The sequence below is a fragment of the Streptomyces sp. NPDC058291 genome, from assembly GCF_042880855.1.
Classification (GTDB): Bacteria; Actinomycetota; Actinomycetes; order Streptomycetales; family Streptomycetaceae; genus Streptomyces.
In genome coordinates this window covers 40,132-59,899 of record NZ_JBHVYK010000025.1, presented here as the reverse complement: position 1 = coordinate 59,899, position 19,768 = coordinate 40,132, and the positions used below count along the sequence as shown (strand labels likewise).

17 protein-coding genes are annotated in these 19,768 nt (G+C 72.3%); 7 read left to right on the top strand and 10 right to left on the bottom strand.

The features are described from left to right. Position 1 precedes the first annotated feature (1 nt). The 5 genes from ACFVYK_RS15650 to ACFVYK_RS15630 form a co-directional block, all read right to left on the bottom strand. A complete protein-coding gene (locus tag ACFVYK_RS15650) occupies positions 2-1,390 on the bottom strand; it encodes a KamA family radical SAM protein (RefSeq protein ID WP_389773632.1) in 1,389 nt (462 codons plus the stop codon). A gap of 18 nt (positions 1,391-1,408) precedes the next feature. Next, positions 1,409-3,133, bottom strand: coding sequence for a class I adenylate-forming enzyme family protein (locus ACFVYK_RS15645; protein WP_389773630.1), 1,725 nt, complete (start codon positions 3,131-3,133; stop codon positions 1,409-1,411). A gap of 131 nt (positions 3,134-3,264) precedes the next feature. Beyond that, positions 3,265-4,590, bottom strand: coding sequence for a flavin monoamine oxidase family protein (locus tag ACFVYK_RS15640; protein ID WP_389773627.1), 1,326 nt, complete (start codon positions 4,588-4,590; stop codon positions 3,265-3,267). Next, entirely contained in the window at positions 4,587-4,820 is a 234-nt protein-coding gene (locus ACFVYK_RS15635; RefSeq protein WP_389773625.1) for an acyl carrier protein, read from the bottom strand. The genes ACFVYK_RS15640 and ACFVYK_RS15635 overlap by 4 nt, the downstream gene beginning before the upstream one ends. After that, on the bottom strand, positions 4,817-6,298 hold the full coding sequence (locus tag ACFVYK_RS15630) for an amino acid adenylation domain-containing protein (protein ID WP_389773623.1): 1,482 nt from the start codon (positions 6,296-6,298) through the stop codon (positions 4,817-4,819). The genes ACFVYK_RS15635 and ACFVYK_RS15630 overlap by 4 nt, the downstream gene beginning before the upstream one ends. Positions 6,299-6,506: 208 nt before the next feature. Here ACFVYK_RS15630 and ACFVYK_RS15625 point away from each other — a divergent pair, with 208 nt between their 5' ends. Continuing rightward, the gene (locus ACFVYK_RS15625) at positions 6,507-6,929 is read left to right on the top strand and encodes an acyl-CoA thioesterase (protein WP_389773620.1); all 423 of its coding nucleotides are present in this window, start codon (positions 6,507-6,509) and stop codon (positions 6,927-6,929) included. Between the two features lie 140 nt (positions 6,930-7,069). On the opposite strand, the gene ACFVYK_RS15620 is transcribed toward ACFVYK_RS15625, so the two are convergent. The 5 genes from ACFVYK_RS15620 to ACFVYK_RS15600 all read right to left on the bottom strand — a co-directional run bounded on the left by ACFVYK_RS15620 (position 7,070) and on the right by ACFVYK_RS15600 (position 11,990). Further along, complete coding sequence (locus ACFVYK_RS15620) at positions 7,070-7,408, bottom strand: chorismate mutase (protein WP_389773618.1); 339 nt, start codon at positions 7,406-7,408, stop codon at positions 7,070-7,072. After that, positions 7,405-9,483, bottom strand: a complete 2,079-nt coding sequence (gene pabB / locus ACFVYK_RS15615) for an aminodeoxychorismate synthase component I (RefSeq protein WP_389773615.1) — start codon at positions 9,481-9,483, stop codon at positions 7,405-7,407. Before pabB ends, ACFVYK_RS15620 begins: the two co-directional genes overlap by 4 nt. Then, complete coding sequence (locus ACFVYK_RS15610) at positions 9,480-9,746, bottom strand: hypothetical protein (RefSeq protein WP_389773612.1); 267 nt, start codon at positions 9,744-9,746, stop codon at positions 9,480-9,482. Before ACFVYK_RS15610 ends, pabB begins: the two co-directional genes overlap by 4 nt. A gap of 318 nt (positions 9,747-10,064) precedes the next feature. Continuing rightward, positions 10,065-10,991, bottom strand: coding sequence for an ArsR/SmtB family transcription factor (locus ACFVYK_RS15605; RefSeq protein ID WP_389773610.1), 927 nt, complete (start codon positions 10,989-10,991; stop codon positions 10,065-10,067). Between the two features lie 429 nt (positions 10,992-11,420). Then, a complete protein-coding gene (locus ACFVYK_RS15600) occupies positions 11,421-11,990 on the bottom strand; it encodes a GNAT family N-acetyltransferase (RefSeq protein WP_389773606.1) in 570 nt (189 codons plus the stop codon). A gap of 446 nt (positions 11,991-12,436) precedes the next feature. On the opposite strand from ACFVYK_RS15600, the gene ACFVYK_RS15595 reads away from it, so the two are divergent. The 6 genes from ACFVYK_RS15595 to ACFVYK_RS15570 are packed head-to-tail and all read left to right on the top strand — an operon-like array spanning position 12,437 to position 19,768. Next, positions 12,437-13,876, top strand: a complete 1,440-nt coding sequence (locus ACFVYK_RS15595) for an NAD(P)/FAD-dependent oxidoreductase (RefSeq protein WP_389773604.1) — start codon at positions 12,437-12,439, stop codon at positions 13,874-13,876. After that, complete coding sequence (locus tag ACFVYK_RS15590; RefSeq protein WP_389773603.1) at positions 13,873-14,721, top strand: N5-glutamine methyltransferase family protein; 849 nt, start codon at positions 13,873-13,875, stop codon at positions 14,719-14,721. Before ACFVYK_RS15595 ends, ACFVYK_RS15590 begins: the two co-directional genes overlap by 4 nt. Further along, on the top strand, positions 14,718-15,983 hold the full coding sequence (locus ACFVYK_RS15585; RefSeq protein ID WP_389773600.1) for an aminotransferase class I/II-fold pyridoxal phosphate-dependent enzyme: 1,266 nt from the start codon (positions 14,718-14,720) through the stop codon (positions 15,981-15,983). The genes ACFVYK_RS15590 and ACFVYK_RS15585 overlap by 4 nt, the downstream gene beginning before the upstream one ends. Further along, positions 15,976-17,268 (top strand): MFS transporter, encoded by a 1,293-nt coding sequence (locus ACFVYK_RS15580; RefSeq protein WP_389773598.1) that lies wholly within the window; start codon positions 15,976-15,978, stop codon positions 17,266-17,268. Before ACFVYK_RS15585 ends, ACFVYK_RS15580 begins: the two co-directional genes overlap by 8 nt. Continuing rightward, positions 17,265-18,509: an ATP-grasp domain-containing protein gene (locus ACFVYK_RS15575; RefSeq protein WP_389773595.1), complete on the top strand. Its 1,245-nt coding sequence runs from the start codon at positions 17,265-17,267 to the stop codon at positions 18,507-18,509. Before ACFVYK_RS15580 ends, ACFVYK_RS15575 begins: the two co-directional genes overlap by 4 nt. After that, entirely contained in the window at positions 18,506-19,768 is a 1,263-nt protein-coding gene (locus tag ACFVYK_RS15570) for a phenylacetate--CoA ligase family protein (RefSeq protein ID WP_389773592.1), read from the top strand. Before ACFVYK_RS15575 ends, ACFVYK_RS15570 begins: the two co-directional genes overlap by 4 nt.

The window sequence follows — 19,768 nt, the reverse complement described above, 5'->3', positions numbered from 1 at the left end:
GTCAGCCCTTTTCCTGTGCGTTCTCCCGCCACCGGCGCCGGCCCGCTTCGGGCAGCGTGGTGATGGGGTCGTAGAACGGGTGGCGACGCGCGAGCGCGTCCGGATCGTCCAGCTCAATGCCGGTGCGGTAGTTCTTCGTCCACTGCGAGACGCCCAGTTCCCGGTCGTAGTCGACGAGTTGGTGGACCCAGCGCTTGCCGACGTACGGCACGTCGCAGACGATCCGCGGCGTCGCGTAGCCGGGGAGATAGCCCATGACGGCGTGCTGGAGTTCCTGCGCCTCCCAGACGGCGATGCGCCAGTGCTCGGCGTTGGGGATCATGTCGCACATGTAGAAGTAGTAGGGCAGGATGTTCGCCTCGCCCTGCAGGACCATGCACAGGTCCAGCAGGTCCTTCGGAGAGGCGTTGACCCCGCGCATCACGACGCCCTGGTTGCGGATGTCGCGGACGCCCGCGTCCAGCGCGGCCCGGGCCGCCTCGGCCACCAGCGGGGTGACGGACTGGACATGGTTGACGTGGGTGTGCACCGCCAGGTTCACCGAGCGCCGGGCCGCGGTCCGCGCGACGCGTTCGAGTCCTTCGAGCACGGACCCCTGGAGCCAGTGCTGCGGCAGCCCGGCGAGCGCCTTGGTGGCCAGCCGGATGTCGCGGACGCTCTCCAGGTCGAGCAGCCGCATCAGGAACGACTCCAGGCGCGGCCACGGCACGTTGGCGACGTCGCCGCCCGAGACCACGACGTCGCGCACGCCGGGGTTCCGTTTCAGGTAGTCGATCATCTGGTCCTGGCGGTCGGCCGGCTTGAGGGTCAGCTTCTGCTTCTCCACCTGCGGGGTGGAGCCGCCGACCAGGTCCATCCGGGTGCAGTGCCCGCAGTACTGCGGGCAGGTCGACACCAGCTCGGCCAGGACCTTCGTCGGGTAGCGGTGGGTGAGTCCCTCGACGACCCACATCTCCGCCTCGTGGAGCGAGTCCCGCTGGGCGTAGGGGTGGCTCGGCCACTCCGGGTCACGGTCGGAGGCGACCGGCAGCATGTACCGGCGGACCGGGTCGGACAGGAAGGCCTCGGTGTAGGCCGCCGCCGTCGTCGGCGCGTGCGGCGCCATGGTGTTGAGCATCTGCGGGGTCAGCAGCGTCGACATGGTGGCGAAGCGTTTGTGGTCGGCCTCCAGGTCGTCGTAGAACCGGTCTTCGAGCAGCGGGCCCATCACCGCCTTCAGCTGTCTGGCGCTCTTCACGCAGTGCGCGCGCTGCCACTGGGCGTCGCGCCACTGGACGGCGGTGACCTCGCTCCAGCCGGGCAGGCGGCGCCAGTCGGGTTCCACCGGGATCACGCGTTCGTACTCGTAGGGCTGCGGTGCGGGCAGGGTGTGCGGTCCCTGTGACGTCATGAGATTCCCATCGGGTTCCTAGCTGATCGACAGGGCGGGTGCGGCGCCGGTGAGGAGGGTGGCCCACCGGGTGCGCAGCTCCCGCTTGAGGACCTTGCCGGTGACGCCGGTCGGGAAGTCGGCCGGGTCGCGGGCGACGATCACGGCCGCGAGCGGCGCGAGTCCGGCGGTGGCCAGTTCCTTGTTGGCCTGCTCGCACAGCTCCTGCGCGGAGGGCTCGACGGCGCCCGGCTGGAGCCGTACGACGGCGATCGGGACCTGTCCCCGGCCGTTCCCGGCGGGCACGCCGACGACGGCGCAGTCCTGCACCACGTCCCCGCAGTCGGCGAGGAGCACCTCCTCCGCGGGCAGGCTGTAGACGGGGCCGTCCTCGGTGTCGATGACGTCCACGGTCCGGTCGAGGTGGTAGAAGTTCCCCTCCTCGTCCTTGCGGGCCACGTCGCCCGTCAGCCAGTAGCCGTCCACCTCGAAGCTGCGGGTGAGGTCGGGGTCGTTCCAGTAACCCGGGGTGCGCGAGGGGGTCTTCACGGCCAGGAGGCCGACCGTGCCGACGGGCGCCTCGCGGCCGTCGGCGTCGAGGACGGTGGCGGCCGTGACGACCTCGGTGGGCTTGCCGACGCAGCGGTCGTCGCGGCGCGACTCGGGGGTGGTCACCTGTCCGAACAGGGCCATGCCCATCTCGGAGGAGCCGAGTCCGTCGATGAACTGCGAGCCGGGGACGGTCTCGTCGTTGGCGTGGTCGCGCGGCAGCAGCCACGGCTTGATGAGCCCGGCGGGCCGCTCGCCGAGCCGCACCAGGCGCCGGATGTGGCCGTAGTGGGCGCCGTCGCCGGTGTTGAACCAGCTGTGCACCTTGGCGGCTCCCCGCGTGGGCGGCTCGCCGGTGGCGAGCTCGACGAACGTGCGCGGGAAGGAGGCGACCATCGTCGGCCGGAACGCCTCCATGACCGGCTCCACGACGGCGCGCCGCCAGTCGCTCATGACGACGGTGGGCAGTCCGAGCAGGGTGGCGGTGAGGAAGTAGCTGAGTCCGCCGGCGTGCGTGTGCGGCATCAGCGACATCAGCCGGTCGTCCGGCGAGGCGGGGAACCGCTCCATCCGTGGCTCCTTGCCGGCCCAGAACTGGCGGTGCCCGAGCATCGTCGACTTCGGGGTGCCGGTGGTGCCGGAGGAGTGGATGAGCGCCACGATCTCGTCGTCCGCGTGCTGGTGCGGGTATCCGTCGGGCAGCGCGCCGCTCGGCTCGTACGCCTTGATCTCGGCGGACGGGACGACGAAGCGCGGCCGGCGGCGGTTGGCGTCGGCGCGGTAGGCGGCGACCAGCCGGGTCGGGTCGTCGGCGACCAGGCCCACCGCGCCGACGTGGTCGATGTAGCGCAGGGCCGTGACCGCCGGCATGGCGTCGTTGATCAGGGCCGGCACCGCGCCCAGGGCGGTGAGCGCCAGGAAGTGCAGCAGTGGTTCGAGGCCCTCGCCGACGAGGACGGCGACCGGGTCGCCCTGCTCGACGCCGTTGGACCGGTACCAGTGGGCGTACCGGTCGCGCAGGGCGGCCAGGTCGCGCAGGCTGTGGCCGCGCAGCACGACACGGCCCCGGTGGTCGGTGCTGTGGCTGAAGGCGTACGGAACGGTGTTGTTCGGGTTGGCCTCCAGCGCTTTCTGCAGGAAGTTGCCGGCGCCCAGGGCGGGGTCGGTCATGAACTGACGCCGGACGGCGAGTGGAGCGATCGGGCTGGTGGTCACGGTGCTCTCCAGGGAACGTCGGGGTGGTCTCGTGACGGCTCGGGCCGGTGGTCGCCGACCGCGTCCCGCCGGACGACTCCGCCGGGCGGACCACTCCCCCTCGGCGGACGGCGCGTGCGGGCGGGCGACTCCTACGGGTGGGCGGCCAGTTCGGCGGCGGCCCTGTGGCCCGACCGGACGGCGCCCTCCATGAGTCCGAAGAACTCGGTGCTGGTCTCGGTGCCGGCCCAGTGGACGCGGCCGTGCGGGCGGGTCAGGTGGGGGCCGAGCGCGAGCCAGTCGCCGGGGCCGAACAGGGCGGCGTAACAGCCGCGGCTGTAGGGGTCGTTGACCCAGTCGGTCACCTGGAAGCCGATGGGCTCGGGCAGCCGGGGGAACAGCCGGGCGGCCTGGGCGACGGCGGCGGTCCGCTGTTCGGCGGGGGACAGCGCGGCGAAGCGGCGGGCCTCCTCGCCGGTGACGAAGCCGGTCAGGATCCCCGCGCCGCCGTCGGCGGGCGAGTCGTCGACGGTGGACAGCAGCGGGCCCCCGGCGCTCACCGACCAGCCGGACAGACCGTGTCCGCGCCAGAGCGGGGACGGGTGGATCAGGTGGACCTTGACCGCGCAGCCGGGCCCGGTGCGCTCCCCCGAGCGCGGGACGGGCAGTCCGGGCGAGAAGTCGATCCGGTCGGCGAGCACGGGGGGCAGCGCGACGATCACCGCGTCGGCGCGGGTGACGCCGCCCGCGGAGCGCACCGTCACCCCGCTGTCGTCCTGTTCCACCGCGGTGACCGGCTCGGACAGGCGTACCCGGTCGCCGAGTTCGGCGGCGAGCGCCTCGCTCAGCCGGTGCGCGCCCCCGTCGACCCGCCACTCCTGAGCGCCCCCGGCGAAGGCGTTGAGGTAGCGCAGCCCGCCTCCGGAGCTCAGGTAGAAGGCCATGTGCAGGACGGACACGTCGGCGGGAGCGGCGGCCATCATCTCGCCGAGGAAGAGCGGGAAGAACAGCCGGCTGTCCGGGTGGCGCAGGTGGGCGTCGGCCCATTCGGCGGCCGTCATCGCGTCGAGACGCCCGGCGTCCGGGGTGAGCCAGGGCGCGTCGGTGCGCACGGTGCGGGTGACCTCGTCCAGCAGGTCGAACAGCTCGCCCAGTGCCACGCCGCTCAGCGGCGGGAAGCGCCCGGGAACGCTGTCCGCCCCTTCGGACCCGGAGACGTCGAAGCGGCTGTCCCCCTCCATGACGGTGGGCACGGTCTTGAGGTCGCGGCGGGCCATCAGCGCGAGCAGGTCGGTGTGCCGCTCGCCCAGGTAGGCAGCGCCGGCGTCGGCCCAGGCGCCGGGGGCGACTTCGATGCCGTGCGTCCTGCCGCCGACCCGGTCGCGGGCCTCCAGGACCTGGACGTCGACGCCGCGGCCGGCGAGATCGGTGGCGGCGGTGAGGCCGGCGAGACCCGCCCCCACGACGACGACGCTCATCGGGCCGCCCCCGGGGTCACGCTCGCGACCCGGTCGGCGAGCGCCGCCGGCGTGGGGGCCGCGAGCAGGTCGTCGAAGGTCAGCTCCACGCCGTGGACGCGGGCGACGGCGCTCAGGACGCGGGTGCCCAGGAGCGAGTCGCCGCCGTATTCGAAGAAGTCGGTGTCCGCCGTGATGCCGTCGGTCTCCAGAACCCTTCGGAAGACGTCGACCATGTCGTCGGGACTCATCGGTTGTCCTGTTCTGTGAGGCCGCCCCGGTGTTCCGCCGAGGCGGACGGCGCGACGGCGGGTGAGTGACGTCTGTGGGTGCCGAGCCGGTCGATCTTTCCGCCGGCGGTGTGGACGAGTCGGGGGACGACGGTCACCCGGTGCGGGACGAGATGGCCGGGCACGCTGGCCCGCAGGTCGCGCAGGACCTGCCGGGCGAGGGCGGCGTCGTCGGCGTCGGGGCGCTGGGGCACCACGTACGCGGTCACGGTCGTGCGGTCCTGGACCCGGGTGCCGACGACAGCGGCGACGCCGACCTCCGGATGGGCGGTGAGGTGGGCCTCGATCTCGCCGGGATCGACCCGGATGCCGCGTACCTTGATCTCGGCGTCGAGGCGGCCCTCGTGGACCAGACGGCCGTCCGGCCGACGCGTGACCCGGTCGCCGGTGCGGAACCAACGGACGGGGCCGTCCGGCCCCGGACGGTCGACGAAGCGTTCGGCGGTGACCTCCGGCAGGCCTCGGTAGCCGAGCGCCAACGCCGGTCCGGCGATCAGGAGTTCGCCGTCCGGACCGATGTCGTCCGTGACGTGCGGCAGCGGTGTGCCGATGGGGACGCCGCCGTGCTCGCCCCACCAGGCGCCGGGGCCGGGCGCCCGGGGACCGTGCAGGTCGACCGCGTGCGTGATCAGGGTGGTCTCGGTGCACCCGTAGGTGTTGACCAGCCGGACACGGGCGGTGTCCAGGGCTCGCCACTCGACGAGCCGGGCCGGGCTGACGGCCTCGCCGCCGATGACCACCGTCCGCACGCAGTCGGGCAGTTGCTCGTCGCTCTCCGTGAGGTGACGGACGAGTTCGTGCCAGAAGGCGGTCGGCAGGTCGAGCAGCGTGACCCGGGTCGCGGCGACGGCCCTGAGCAGCCTGGGCATCGAGCCGGTGTACGCCTCTTCGTGGAAGACGAGCGTCGCCCCCGTGGTGAGCGCCGGCAGCATCTCCTCCAGGCAGGTGTCCCAGTTGAGCGACGCGAACTGCAGGACCCGGTCCGCGGGGGTGAGGGAGAAGAGGTCTCGGAGCGAGGCGACGGAGGCGGCGATGGCGCGCCGTGGGGTGAGGACGGGCTTGGGCCGCCCGGTGGATCCGGAGGTGAAGAGCGTGTACGCGGGGGCCTCCGTGTCCCCGGTCCCCGCGGCGGGGGCCGGGGCGGGCGCGGGCAGGAGGCCGGACGGTCCGAGCACTCGGGCGCAGCCCGCGGCCTCCAGGAGCGCCCGTTGCCGGGCGGCGGGGAAGGCCGGATCGACCGGGACGTAGACGCCGCCCGCGGCCAGGACGCCCAGGAGGGCGACGACGGTGGCCTCGGAGCGGTCCGTCAGGACCGCCACCGGCCCGGGCGCGGGGCCCAGCTCCCGGGCCGTCGCACGGACCCGGCGAGCCAGCTCCGCATAGGTCCATTCACGTCCGTCGCATTCGACGGCGCACTTGTCGGGAAAGGCGCGAGCCATTTCCAGAAAGGCAGGCACTATACCCACCATCAAGATATCCCTGTATTTTCCAGCATGGCCACGACGCTATCACTCCGAAATATCGACGGGTCAAGCGAATTTCACCACGTGACCCACGTCACATGAATATGAGGAAGCGGACGCACCCTTGCCCGCCTCATCTGCATGCGGTAGGAATTTACCCATCCACAGAGGAGGTCGACTGCGCATGACGAAACCGTTCCAGTTGCGGATCACCGTACGGGGCTATGAACTCGACACACAGGGACACCTGAATCAGGCCGTTTATCTGCAGTACTGCGAGCATCTGCGCTGGGAGAGCCTGCGCGCGGCCGGCATCTCGCAGGACAAGCTGATCGCGACGCAGATCGGCCCCGCCGTCCTGGAGAACACGATGCGCTTCCGGCATGAACTGCGCGGCGGAGACGAAGTCGACGTGACCTGCCAATGGCTCTGGGGCGAAGGAAAGACCTTCCGCGTCGAACAGGAGATCCGGCGCACGGACGGTGTCCTCGCCTGCGAGTTGTCAAGCGTCGCCGGACTCATCGACCTGACCCAGCGCAAACTGATTTCCCATCCGGCCGAGCATTTCGCAAAGCTGGCCGACCATCCGGAAATCATGGGCCTCTGAGATGCGCTAGACCAGCCGGACCCCGCTCGCCGAAAGCATTCAAGAGCATGCCAGAGCACCCGACGAGGATTCGCCCCGAACCCGGCGACGGAATCCTCCGAGGGTGCTCTCGCTTTCTCACCCCGTCCGCCGCCGCGGTGTCACTCCGGCTTCGACGGCCCCCGTCCCGCCGGCCCGTACGCCGCCGGCAGCCGCGAGAGCGTGAGCAGCGCCCGCCCGATGTCGACCCCCTGACGGCCGAGCGCGTCGGCATACCGCCCCAGCACGCCGTTCTCCCAGGCGAGCTCCGCGGCGGGCAGGCCCGACAGCCGCCGCGACGACTGGTCGTAGCGGGCCAGCTCCACCCGGCGCAGCACCATCGAGATGATCTGGCCGTCGAGGTCGGCGAGCAGCGCGCGGACCTCTTGCTCCCCCCCGCACGCGGGAACCGCCTGAGGCGCCCGGGTCACCGAGGCCGCCACGTCCAGGGCGGCGCTCACGCGTCCACCGCCTCGCCCGGCACGGGCATCCCGCGGGACGTGCCGGCCGCGATGGCCGCGATCATGGTCCGCGACTTGACCAGGGTCTCCTCGTATTCCTCGGCCGGTTCGGACAGCGCGATCACCGCTCCGCCGACGCCGAACGACGCGCCCTCGTCGGTGGCGACGATCGTGCGGATCACGATGCTGAGATCGGCGGCGCCGCCCAGCGAGAACCAGCCGAGGGCGCCGGAGTAGACCCCGCGTGCTCCGCCCTCCAGCCCGTCGATGATCTCCATGGTGCGCAGCTTGGGCGCGCCGGTCATCGACCCGCCGGGGAACGACGCGCGCACGCAGTCCACCGCCGAGACGCCGTCGCGCAGCGTGCCCCGCACGGTGCTCACCAGCTGGTGCACCGGCGCGTACGTCTCGACGTCGAACAGCTTGGGGACGTGCACGGATCCGACCTCGCACACCGTGTTGAGGTCGTTGCGGAGCAGGTCCACGATCATCAGGTTCTCGGCGCGGTCCTTCTCGCTGGCCAGCAGGCCGTCCTTCAGCGCGCGGTCCTGCGCGGGGGTTTCGCCCCGCGGCCGGGTGCCCTTGATCGGCTTCGATTCCGCCACCCGGTCCGTCCCGATGCTCAGGAACCGCTCCGGTGAGGCGCTGAGCACGGCCACGCCGGGGAAGTCCAGGAGCGCGCCGTAGGGGACCGGGCTGATGTCCCGCATCAGCCGGTAGGTGGTCAGCGGATCGACCACCGCGGGCGTCGAGACCATGTTCGTCAGGCAGATCTCGTACGACTCCCCGTCGCGGATCTTCTCCAGGCACTGTCCGACGCGGGCCAGGTACGCCTGCTCGTCGTGCCGCTGCGCGAGCGCGGCGACGGCGAGCGGGGGCGCCCCGGTGAGCGGTGTGCGCTCGCGGTCGGTCTGCTCGGGCAGCAGAGCGAGGGTGGCGGCCGTGGCGTCGAGCCACTTGACGGCGTCCGGGTCGTCCGGACCGGTGCCGAGACAGAGCAGGTACGTGCAGCGCGTGCTGTGGTCGACGACGACGGCGCGGTCGGCGAAGAGCAGGGCCGCGTCCGGGGTGGGCGCGGTGTGCGCGGCGCTCGCCCCGGCCTCTGCCTTGAGTTCGTAGCCGAGGTAGCCGACGTAGCCGAGGTTGAAGGAGAACGGCAGCCGTGGGTCGACCGGCAGCGCGCGCCGCCGTAACTCGGTGTCGAGGTAGTCGAAGAAGCCGCTGGCCACGTGCTCGTCGGGGCGGCCGGCCCGCTCGATCCGGACGGTACGGGTCGCGACCCGGTAGGTGAGGTACTCGGCGAGCGGGCCGCTGCCGTCGCCGAGGAAGGAGAAACGGGAGTCGCCGTCGGCGTGGGAGCCGCTGTCGAGCCAGAAGCCGTGCGGCCCGCCGGCGAACAGTTCGGCGTACACCGCCTCGGTGTCGGGCGCCTGGTCCAGTCGGCGGGTGTACAGCCGGTACGGCGACGCGGTCGGCGCCTCCGTCGCGCCGTGTCCGAGGGAGAGGTCGCGGAAGTTGGCGAGCAGTTCGCGGCCGAACTCGCTGGATATGGACTCGGGATGGAACTGGACGCCCCAGATCGGGCGGGTCCGGTGGCGCAGCCCCATGAGGACGCCGTCCTCGGTCCAGGCCACGCCCTCCAGCTCGTCGGAGAGCGTGGAGACGGCGAGCGAGTGGTAGCGGACGGCGGCGAACGGCGAGGGCAGGCCGGCGAAGAGGTCCTCGCCGTTGTGCCGGATCGCCGAGAGCCGGCCGTGCATCGGCTCCGGGGCGTGCTCGACCGTGCCGCCGAACAGGGCGGCGATGCCCTGGTGTCCGAGGCAGACGCCGAGGACGGGCAGTCCGGAGTCCCGGATGGCACGGCTGCCGACGCCGAAGTCGCGGTCCCGGTCGGGGCGGCCGGGGCCCGGTGAGACGACGATGTTGTCGAAGTCGCCGAGGTGCAGGGCGGACCAGTCGACGTCGTTGCGGACGACGACGGGCGGCTGGCCGTTCACCTCGCCGAGGAGTTGGTAGAGGTTGTAGGTGAACGAGTCGTAGTTGTCGACGAGGAGGGTGCGGACCGGGCGGCTCATGAGGCGGTGTCCCCGGCCGGCCGCCGGCCGTCGGTGTCCGGCGCGTCGGTCACGGCCGCCTGCGCGGGGCAGGTCCGCTCGGTGACCGGGTCGTGGGTCCGCCGAGTGGACGTCCCGGAGACGCCGGGCCCTCGTCCGTGCTCGCCCTGCGGGATCCGGATGTCGGTCCGGGCCTTCGGGGCGTCGAGCGACGTCGGGTCGATGAGGTGGAGTGGGGCGCGCAGACCCGCCGGCCCGACTTCAGGGCTCGAGGTCGTCGTCATGCCTGTGCCTTTCTGAACGTCGTGGTGCAACGGGCTGGTTCCGTCGGGTGTGGGAGACCTCCCGTGTCGGGCGGGCACGGCCCAGTACGGCCGCGCAGGGACTCAGGACGGCAGGACCGCTCGGCGCCTTTGCCCAGCCCCCTGCCAAGGTGGCGCTTTGAGCCAAACACAGGGCGTGGAGGCGCCCCAAAGCTTTTAGCTGGGGCTAAAAGCTCGGCACGGGGCCGGGTCCGCGGCGGCGACGGCGGGTTCGCCGGAGCGGCCGGCCGCGGACGGAACGACCCGGCCGGCGCCGGTCAATGGACGTGCTCGGCCTGGTCAGACCACGCGGCCGACGGAGTGCTCGGCGCCGCGGACGAGCGCCTCGCCCGTCTCGGTGAGCGTGTGGACGACCCGCTGCCCCGACCGCTGGCTGGTGACCAGGTCACAGCTCCTCAGCACCGAGACGTGCTGGCTGATGGCACCCGGGGTGACGTCGACCTTGGCGGCGAGCTCGCCCGTGGAGGCGGGCGTGACGAGCGCTTCGAGGACCGCGGCGCGGACCCCGCCGAGGAGCGCCCTGAGCGGACTGGGGCGGTCCTCGCCGTGGTGGCGCCAGATGTCCGCGACCGCGGGCTTGGGATACACGATCATCGCGGGGAGCGGCGGCAGCATGGTCAGCACTTCCGGTCCGCAGAAGACGCTGGGCACGAGGACGATGCCCTGGCCGCCGAGCGTCTCCTCGAAGGCGTAGCTGCTGCGGACGACGAGACGGTCGTCGTTCCAGCCGATGCGCTCGTTGAGCGTGGAGAAGACGGAGGCCGCCCCCGAGCTCTCCATCACCCGCATCCGGGAGCGGATGTCGGAAACGAGCCCGCCGTGCAGTTTGTGCCAGGACGGTTCGAGGGCCACCCGCCAGTAGGCGCGCAGCCGTTGGGCGATCTGCCCGAGGGCCTTCTCGGGCTCGTCCAGCATCTGCCGGTGCAGCGGGGCCGTCTCCCGGCGCCAGGCGAGGGGCGTCCCGGTGTCCCCCGCCATCCAGGCCACCTCGTCCACGAAGTGGGAGGGACGGGTGGCGCGCACCGCCTCCAGTTCGTTCTCGAAGCTGGAGGGCGTGCCCGTGGGCGGTGGCGTGAGGAAGTCCGGCACGTATCCGGTCGGCGGGATCACCGCCCGCAGCGGCCTGAGGTCGAGGTCCTTCAGCCTGTGCAGGACGTCGTCGACCCAGGGCTGGTGCTGCCTTCTGCGCTCCGGGGACGCCAGCATGCGAAAGCTGTAAACGGTTTCTCCCAGCGGAGACATTGAAAATCGAACTTTCGCGACGTCATCGGCGGTCGCACTGTAGCTGATCAACGTTCCCCCGTTTCTCTGCTGCACCTGCTCCTCTCACGGTAGGCGGGAGAAGGCGCGCCTGCGCAACGCAATCCGGCCCGGTATCCGGACGCCCGGGCCGACGCGAGGACAACGGAACAAGGCGGTCCGGTGACGAAAGAGGCCGCGCATCCCGCCGATCCCGGCGGAGATGCACGGCCTTGACGAGGTTCGACTCGACTTCGCCCCGTGGGAATCGGAACGAGTCAAGCGGTATTCCGGTCACACGGCGGCCGATGTCACACCCGAGGAATTCGGCCATAAACATGTCCGGAAACCGCGCCTTCCGGTGCGGGCCCCGCGTCGGGCGCGGCCGGCGGCGTCCTAGCCGGCCTCGGCGGGGGCCACCTCCCGGGCGAGAACCGCGTACACGTACTCGCTGCCCCAGCCGCGGTCGTCGCGGTCGTTCTCGATCAGATGCGCCTCACGGCGCATCGACAGCCGCTCGCAGATCCGCTCGGAGGCCGTGTTGTCCGCGTCGATACGGGCGAACAGACGGTGCACGCCCAGCTGTTGAAAGGCCAGGTCACGCAGGGCGAGCGATGCTTCCGTGGCATAGCCGCGGCCCCCGTGGCCGGGGTGGAAGACCCACCCGATCTCGGCCTGCGCCGCGTGCGCGCTCGCCAGCGTGACCTGCACCTCGCCGATCACCCCGGGGGCGTCGCGGCGACAGACCGCCAGCGTGAGGTTGTCGCCGTCCTCCTTCCAGTGGGTGCCCTGGCCGATGCGCTCGATCACCTGGGCGCAACGCGCGCGATCGCGCGGCGGGCGGTAGAGAAACCTGGCCACTTCGGGCAGCCCCTGATACGCGTACATGTCGTCGACGTCGTCCGCCGTGAACAGACGCAGGACCAGCCGATCCGTCGTCAGCGGCTGGGAAATCGCGAAATTCATGGGTCCAGCTTCCCTATTCATAGGATTGACACCCCATCATGCGCAACTTAGACTCCACGGCGCTACCTGGCCAGTGGCATCTGCAACGGGGGAACATGAAGCGATGCGGCGATGCGCACAGTCCTGGGCCCATGTCGGGGGCTCGCCGGACTGGACCACCACCCCATTTCTCACCATGTTTCAGAAGCAGCCTGCAAAGGCGGCTGAAAGCGGACGCATAGGCGGCGTGGCAGTACCCACGCCCCTGCGGAGCCGCGAAGTGGCCCGCCCCTCATACCGCGTACCGCGCCCCTGTGGCAGGCGTGCGCGCGGTGGCACCACTCGATCCTGGACAGCACGGCCTGAGTGACCGTTCCAGGCGCCTCCAGCATCGACATCCCACCCCTTTCTCACGGCCGGAGCACGCGCCGAGCGGCGCCCCCGCGCCCGTAGACACGAGGAGAACCATGTACGCAGGGCCACAGCAGACTGCCGTCGTCGTCGGCAACGGGGCGGTCGGCGCCTCCATCGCCTATGAGTTGAGCAGCCGGGGATTCCAGGTCACCCGCGTGGGCCGGGAGAACCGCCCCTACGCCGCCTCGCTCGCCGCCGGCGCGATGCTCGGCTGCTTCGGCGAGGTCACCACGTCGCTGCTGGCCAGCGACCACGGCCGGGCCAAGCTCGACATGGACCACCGGGCCCGCCGTTACTGGGCCGAGTGGGACGAGCGCCTCAGCCAGGACTCGGGCGACGCCCGCACGCTCTTCAGCGCCGACGGCACGTTCGTCCTCCTGAACACGATGGGCTCGGCCGCCGTCGACTCCGGCAACTTCCGCGCCATCGAGGCGACGCTGCGGGAGTACCAGGAGCCGTACGAGACCGCCGACCCCGAGGACCTGGACTGGCTGAACCCGAACGACCTCTCGCGTTCGCTGCGCGGCATGTACATCCCGGGTGAACACGCCGTGGACTCGCACCGGTTGCTGGTCAAGCTGGACCAGGCGCTGGTCAAGTCGGGCGGCAGGGTGGTCGACGCCGAGGCGCTGCGGGTCCGGGTGACGAACGGCCGCGCGACCGGCGTCGAGCTGGTGAACGGCGAGATCCTGCCCGCCGACCATGTCGTGGTGGCCGCCGGCGCCAAGTCCCTCACGCTGCTGGACGAGGTGGCCGAGGCGCGCGCGCAGATGCCGCCCATGGTGAGCGGTTACGGCGTCTCGGTGCTGGTGGAGACCGAGGACCGCGCGCTGCCCTCGTCGGTGGTGCGCACCCCCAACCGGGCCTTCGCCTGCGGTCTGCACGCCGTGCCGCGCGCCGACGGGGTGCTCTACCTCGGCGCCACCAACATCATCTCCGAGCAGCCCCGTCGCTTCGCCGCCATCGGCGACCTGCAGTTCCTGCTGGGCTGTGCCGTGGACCAGCTGCACACCGACCTCGCCGAGGCCTCGCTGCTCTCCGTGCAGGTCGGCAACCGGCCCGTGCCCGCCGACGGCTTCCCGCTGGTGGGCAACGCGGGCGCGGAGGGTCTGTGGCTGGCCACCGGCACCTACCGCGACGGACTGCACCAGTCCCCGCTGCTGGCCCGGCACATCGCCACCCTCGTCGAGGGCGGCACGAGCGAGTACGACTTCCTGTCGTCCTTCTCCCCGGTGCGCGCCCCGCTGGCCGGCGGGACCCGTGAGCAGGTCGTGACCACGGCGGTCGAGCACATGATGGCCACCGGCTACGAGTACAAGTGGAACGTCACGCCGGAATGGCCGCCGCGCATCGAGCGTCATCTGCGCCGGTTCTACGGCGCGCTGGTGGAGGAGCTGCACCCGTCGTTCACGCCCCCGGCCGAACTGGTCGCCGCGATGACCGACGGCATCCGCGCCTCCCTCACGCGCTACTACTCCGCGTGGTCGCGATGACGACGGCGCAGCGCATCCGGTCCGTCCACGACGCGGCCCGCGCCCGACTGGCCGAGGCGGGCGTGTGGGACGTCGAAGGCGATCTCGCCGCCCTGCGGGAGCGCTTCCTCACCGAGGACGCTCCGGCGGCCGTGGCCCGTTTCGAGGCGGCCGTCGCCGAGCGCTGCCGGCGCATCCCGCTCGGGCACATCGTCGGGTCGGTCGAGTTCGACGGTCTCGAACTCGTCGTCGGCAGCGGAGTGTTCGTGCCCCGACACGAGAGCACCGCGCTGGTGGCGTGGGCGGCCCGGGACACGACGCTGCCGCACGGGGGCGTCGTGCTCGACCTGTGCTCCGGCGTCGGGGCTCTCGGCCTCGCCCTCGCCCGGCGTCGCCCCGACGCGAGGGTGACGTGCGTGGAGCGGGACGACACCTGTCTGCAGTACCTGCGGCGCAACGCGGCGCGCAACGAGGCCGTGCTGGGCCCGGTCACCGTGCACGCCGCCGACCTCACGACGGCGGGCTGCCTGGACGCGTACGCCGACGGCGCCGACCTGGTCGTCGCGAACCCGCCGTACGTCTCCCCCGACGTGCGGCTGCTGCCCGAATGGTCCGAACACCAGCCCCGGGCCGCCGTCTACAGCGGCGCCGACGGCCTCGACCTGATCCGCCGGATCGTGGTCCTCGCCGCGGCGGCGCTGCGTCCCGGCGGGCGGCTGGCGCTCGAACACGACCGGGCCCAGCCCGGGCAGGTGCGCGAACTCCTGCACGGGGACGCCTTCGACGACGTCACCACCTTCGTCGACACCGCCGGAGAACCGAGGATCACGGTCGCCCGCCGTACCGACCAGGAGGGAACCCTGTGAGCGCGTCCCGGACATCGCAGAACTGGCTGACCACCCGCAGGGATCGCACCTCCTCGGCCCTGGACCGGTGCTTCGCCGAGGGGTTGACCGGACACACCGTGGTCTCCCGCGACCGCAAGCGGGTCACCCTCCAGGACGGCTCCCGGGCCACGGAGTTCGTCTCCTGCTCCTACCTCGGGCTGGAGTCGCACCCCGCGCTGGCGCAGGCGGTGGTCGAGGCCGTCGGCCGCTTCGGCGTCCACCTGTCGTCCTCGCGCAACCGGATGCGGCCGTCCTACCTGCCCGAACTGGAGGAACTGCTGGGGCGCGTCTATCCCGGCGCCACCCCCTGCGTGTTCACCTCCACCAGCAACGTCCACCTGGGCGTGCTGCCGCTCCTGGCGTCGGGGTCGCTGCCCAGCTACCCCGTACAGGGCGGACCGCATCTGTTCGTCGACCGGACCGCCCACGCCTCGATGCAGGTGCTGCGGGGGATCTTCGAGCAGTTCGGCCCGGTCGAGCGGTTCCGCTCCGACGACCCCGCCTCCGTGGACGAGTCGTTGCAGCGGGCGGCCGAGGCGGGACGCACGCCGATCCTGCTGGTGGACGGGGTCGGTTCGATGGACGGCCTGGTCCCCGTCCAGGATCTCGCGCAGCGCACGGCGTCCGCCGGCGGGTACCTCTACGTCGACGACGCCCACGGCATCTCCATCGACGGCGCCGAGGGCTGCGGCTACGCCTTCGACGCGCTGGGCGGCAAACTTCCCTGCAACGTCGTCCTGGCCGGCTCCCTGTCGAAGGGCTTCGGGGGGTCGGGCGGCTTCCTCCTCGTGGCGTCCGCCGAGGACGTCGCCGTCGTCAGGAAGCTCGCCAATCCGCTGGTCTTCGGCCACTCGGTGATGGTGCCGATGATGGCCGCCAACGTCGCCGCGGCCCGCATCCACCTCTCCCCCGAGATCACCGTCCTGCAGCGGGAGCTGTGGGCGAACGCGGCCCGGCTCGACGAGCTCACCGGCGGCAAGCTGTCCAACGCCGGGCTCCGCACGCCGGTGCGCGGCGCGGTGTTCGAGTCCGAGGAGGAGGGGCTGCGCGCCGTGCGGCGGCTCAAGGAGCGCGGGGTGATCATGCTCCCGGCGTTCTACCCCACGGTCGCGCAGGGCCGGTCCCTGCTGCGGTTCGCGCTGTCCGCCCTGCACAGCGAGGAGGATCTCATCCTTCTCGCGGACACGCTGGAGGAGAGCGGGCAGTACACCAGCGGTCAGGAGCCCGACGCCCGTGACTGAGCGATCCGCCTCGCCGGCCGCGGCGGAGGAGCGCCCCGAACCGCCCGGCCCGGCGCTGGGGCCGGTGGTGCGCCCCCTCGCCGTCTCCCACTTCGTCACCTACTTCGGCGACGGTCTGTTCTACGTCTGCGCGGCGCTGTACTTCACCCGGGTGGTCGGACTGGAACCGGTCACCTACGGCGCCGCGCTGACCGCGTCCTGGCTGCTGGCCATGGTGCTCAGCGTGCCCGTCGGGCATCTCGCCGACCGGTTCGACGCCCGCACGGTCGCCGTCACCCTGCTCGCGGTGGCCGGGTTGTCCATCTGCCTGTACCTGACGACCTCCAGCGTGCCGCTGTTCTTCGTGGGGGCCTGTCTGCTGGCGGTCTCCACCCAGGGCACGATGTCCGCCCGCTCCGCCCTGATCGCCCGCTCGTTCCCCGCCGACCAGGTCACCCGGGTGCGGGCCGTGCTCATCGCGACGGCCAACGCCGGTCTGGCCGTCGGCGCTGCGCTCGGCGCCCTGGTCATCGCCGTGGACACCGACTCCGCCTACCGGCTGGCGTTCGGCCTGGACGGGCTGACGTTCTTCCTCGCCGCCGCGCTGCTGCTCAAGGTGCCGCCGACGCTGCGCACCCCGGCCGCCTCCCCGGCCGACGGGAGCCCGGTCGCGCAGGTCACGGGCTCGCCGCTGGGGGTGTTCCGCGACCGCGGTTACGCCGCCGTCAGCCTCGTCAATCTCGTCCTGATGCTCCATGTCCCGTTGATCGACGTGGCCCTGCCCCTGTGGATCGTCCGCGAGACGCACGCGCCCGAGTGGAGCATCGCCGCCGTCTTCGTCGTCAACACCGCCTTGGTTGTGGCGCTGCAGTACCGGACGTCCAAGACCGTGACCAGCGTCGACGCGGGCGTGCGCAGCCTGCGCGTCGGCGGACTGCTGCTGTTCGCGGGCATGGCGCTCTACTCCCTGTCCGGACTGCCCTCCTCGCCCTGGGCGGCGGGCGGGGTGCTCCTGCTGGCGGTCACGGTCCTCACCTTCGGGGAGATCCGGCAGATCTCCAGCATGAACGAGATCAGCTTCCGGCTGGTCGCGGACGGCAGGTACGGCGAGTACCAGGGCTTCTTCGGCATCGGCTCCACCATCGCCGAGGCGGTGGGCCCGCTCGCCCTCACCTGGCTGCTGCTGTCCCACGGCTCCTGGGGCTGGCTGGCGCTCGGCGGCCTCTTCCTCCTCGCCTCCTTCGCCATGAAGTACTGCGTCGCCCTGGCCCGCCGCTCTCCGCTCGTGAGGGAGAACGCCCTGTGACACCCCCCGCGGCCCCGCGCCGGCCTGTGCTGCTGCTGCTCAGCGGCAGCCGCAGAGTCGTCGACAAGGCCCTCGCCCTCGGTCTGGACGTGGTGCACCTGCAGGCGCCCACCATGACCGACGCCTCGCTGGACCCGCTGTGCCTGCGCTCGGTGCGCACCGACCTGCTCGACGTGCCCGGCGTCGTGGCCGTCGCCCGTGCCCTGCACGAGGAGTTCGGCTTCGCCGGCGTGTGCAGCAACCACGAACCCGCGTGCGCGGCCGCCGAAGCGGTCGCCCTGGACCTGGGGCTGACCGCGCCCGGCACCGGGGTCGCCGCGCTGCTGCGCGACAAGGCCAGGACCCACGAGGTGCTCGACAAGCACTCATCGCTGCGCTCCCCCTGGGCCCGGCTGACCGGCCCCGAGGACGCGCTCCGCGTCGCGCGGACGGCGGGCTGGCCGCTGATCCTCAAGCCCGTCGACGGCTCCGCCAGCCTGGGCGTGCTCAAGGTCGACGGCCCCGAGAGCCTCGACGACGCCTGGCGGCGGGTGCGGGACACGCTGCGCAACGGTCACCGGTACCACGAGGTGCTGCCCGTGACCGGCTATCTCGTCGAACCCTTCGCCGTCGGCGAGGAGTTCAGCGTCGAGACGTTCAGCCGCGGCGGAACCCACGAGGTGCGGGCGGTGGTCCGCAAGCTCGTCGGCGGCGCGTTCGTCGAGACCGGCCACCTCGTCCCGGCCGACCTCGACGCCGAGCGGCGCCGGGCGGTCGTCGCACGCGTCACCGCCTTCCTCGACCACGTCGGGCTGTGCGAGGGACCCGCCCACACCGAGGTCATCGTCGGCGAGACGGGCGTCCACCTGGTCGAGTCGCACGCCCGTACCGGCGGCGACGAGATCCCGGCGCTCCTCACGCTGGTGACCGGGCGGGACATGGAGGCCGACATGCTCGCCCACGCCTGCGGTCTGCCGCTGCCGCCCCCCGTGCCGCCGCTCGGCGCGGCGGCCGTGAAGCGGTATCTGCTGGCCGAGCGCGCCGGCCGGGTCGCCGCCGTCGACGGCGCGGCGCAGGCGGCCGCGCTGCCGGGCGTGCACAGCGTGCGGCTCTGGACGGGCCCCGGCGACACCGTGCGCCCGGCGACCGCGAGTTGGGAACGGCTCGGCGAGGTCGTCGCCGTGGGCCCCGACACCGCGACCGCCGCCGCGACGGCCGAGCGGGCCTGCCGGACCATCACCCTACGGATGGAGGAACAGTGAGGCTCCTCGCGGATCTCACGCTGCCACGCCCGGAGCTGCTGGCCGTCCAGGCGGGCAACCTGGCGCTCATGCGGGACGCGGTGCGCCGGTCGCGGACCTGTACGGCCCTGCGTCCGTACGCGGACGCCCTGACCCCGGAAGGACTGGAGGAGGTCCCGCTGACCACACGCGAACAGCTCGCCGAGTGGAGCGTGGCGGCCGGCGCGCCGAACCGCGTCACCGAGGGCGACATCCGCCTGGTGCTGCGTTCGAGCGGCTCGTCGGGCCGGGTGCGGACCCTGCTGCACGACCGTCCGTTCAACGAGCGGGTCGAGGTCCTCGGCGCGCGCGGCCTGTGCGTCGACGGACTGGGCGCCAACCCGTTCGTGCTCAACTCGCTGGCCCCGGGCGACCTGTTCGGCGGCTTCGGCTTCGCGGACGCGGTCCTGGCCCGCCGGGGCGCGGCCGTGCTCCCGGCCGGGACCTCCCTGCCCGCACCCCACCTCGCGGAACTGATCACCGACCTCGGGGTGGAGGCGATGGTCGCCCTGCCGGGCTACGTGGAGCGGCTGCTGGCCGAGATCCCGGCGGCCATGCGGCGGTTGCGCACCCTGTACTACCTCGGGGAGCGCATGACCGGGCAGGCCGCCGAGACGCTCGCCGAGGCCGGCTGCGCCGTCCGCTCCTTCGCGTACAGCACCACCGAGACCGGCCCCATCGGATTCCAGTGCGCCCATCTCACCGGCGCCGACCACCATGTGCACGAGGACCTGGTGATCGCCGAGGTCGTCGACGACGACGGCCGGCGGTTGCCGGAGGGCGACGTGGGCGCGCTCGCGGTCACCGTGCCGGCCGACACCGGCACCGCGCTCGTGCGCTATCTCGTCGGCGACCGCGCGAGCCTGCGGACCGCCGACTGCCCCTGCGGCTCGACGGCCCGGGTGCTGCGCATCGGCGCCCGCGACGACGTGTCGGCCAACCTGGACGGCACCCTGGTCACCCGCTCCATGTTCGACACCGCGCTCGACCTGGCGCCGGACGCCCGCTATCAGGTCGGCTTCGGCTCACGCCGGGGCATGCTGCGGCTCACCCTGCGCGGCGCCGCTCTGCGCGGGCTGACGGGCGAGGCGGCGCGGACCGCCCTCGGCCGGCACCAGACCCTGCGCAAGGTCGTCGGATCGGCGCGCTTCGCCGGTCTCACCGTCGACGTCGGGACGGCGCCGCGCATCACCGCCCGGGCCAAGGCCCCGTTCTTCTGGGATGACAGTGAAGAGGACTGA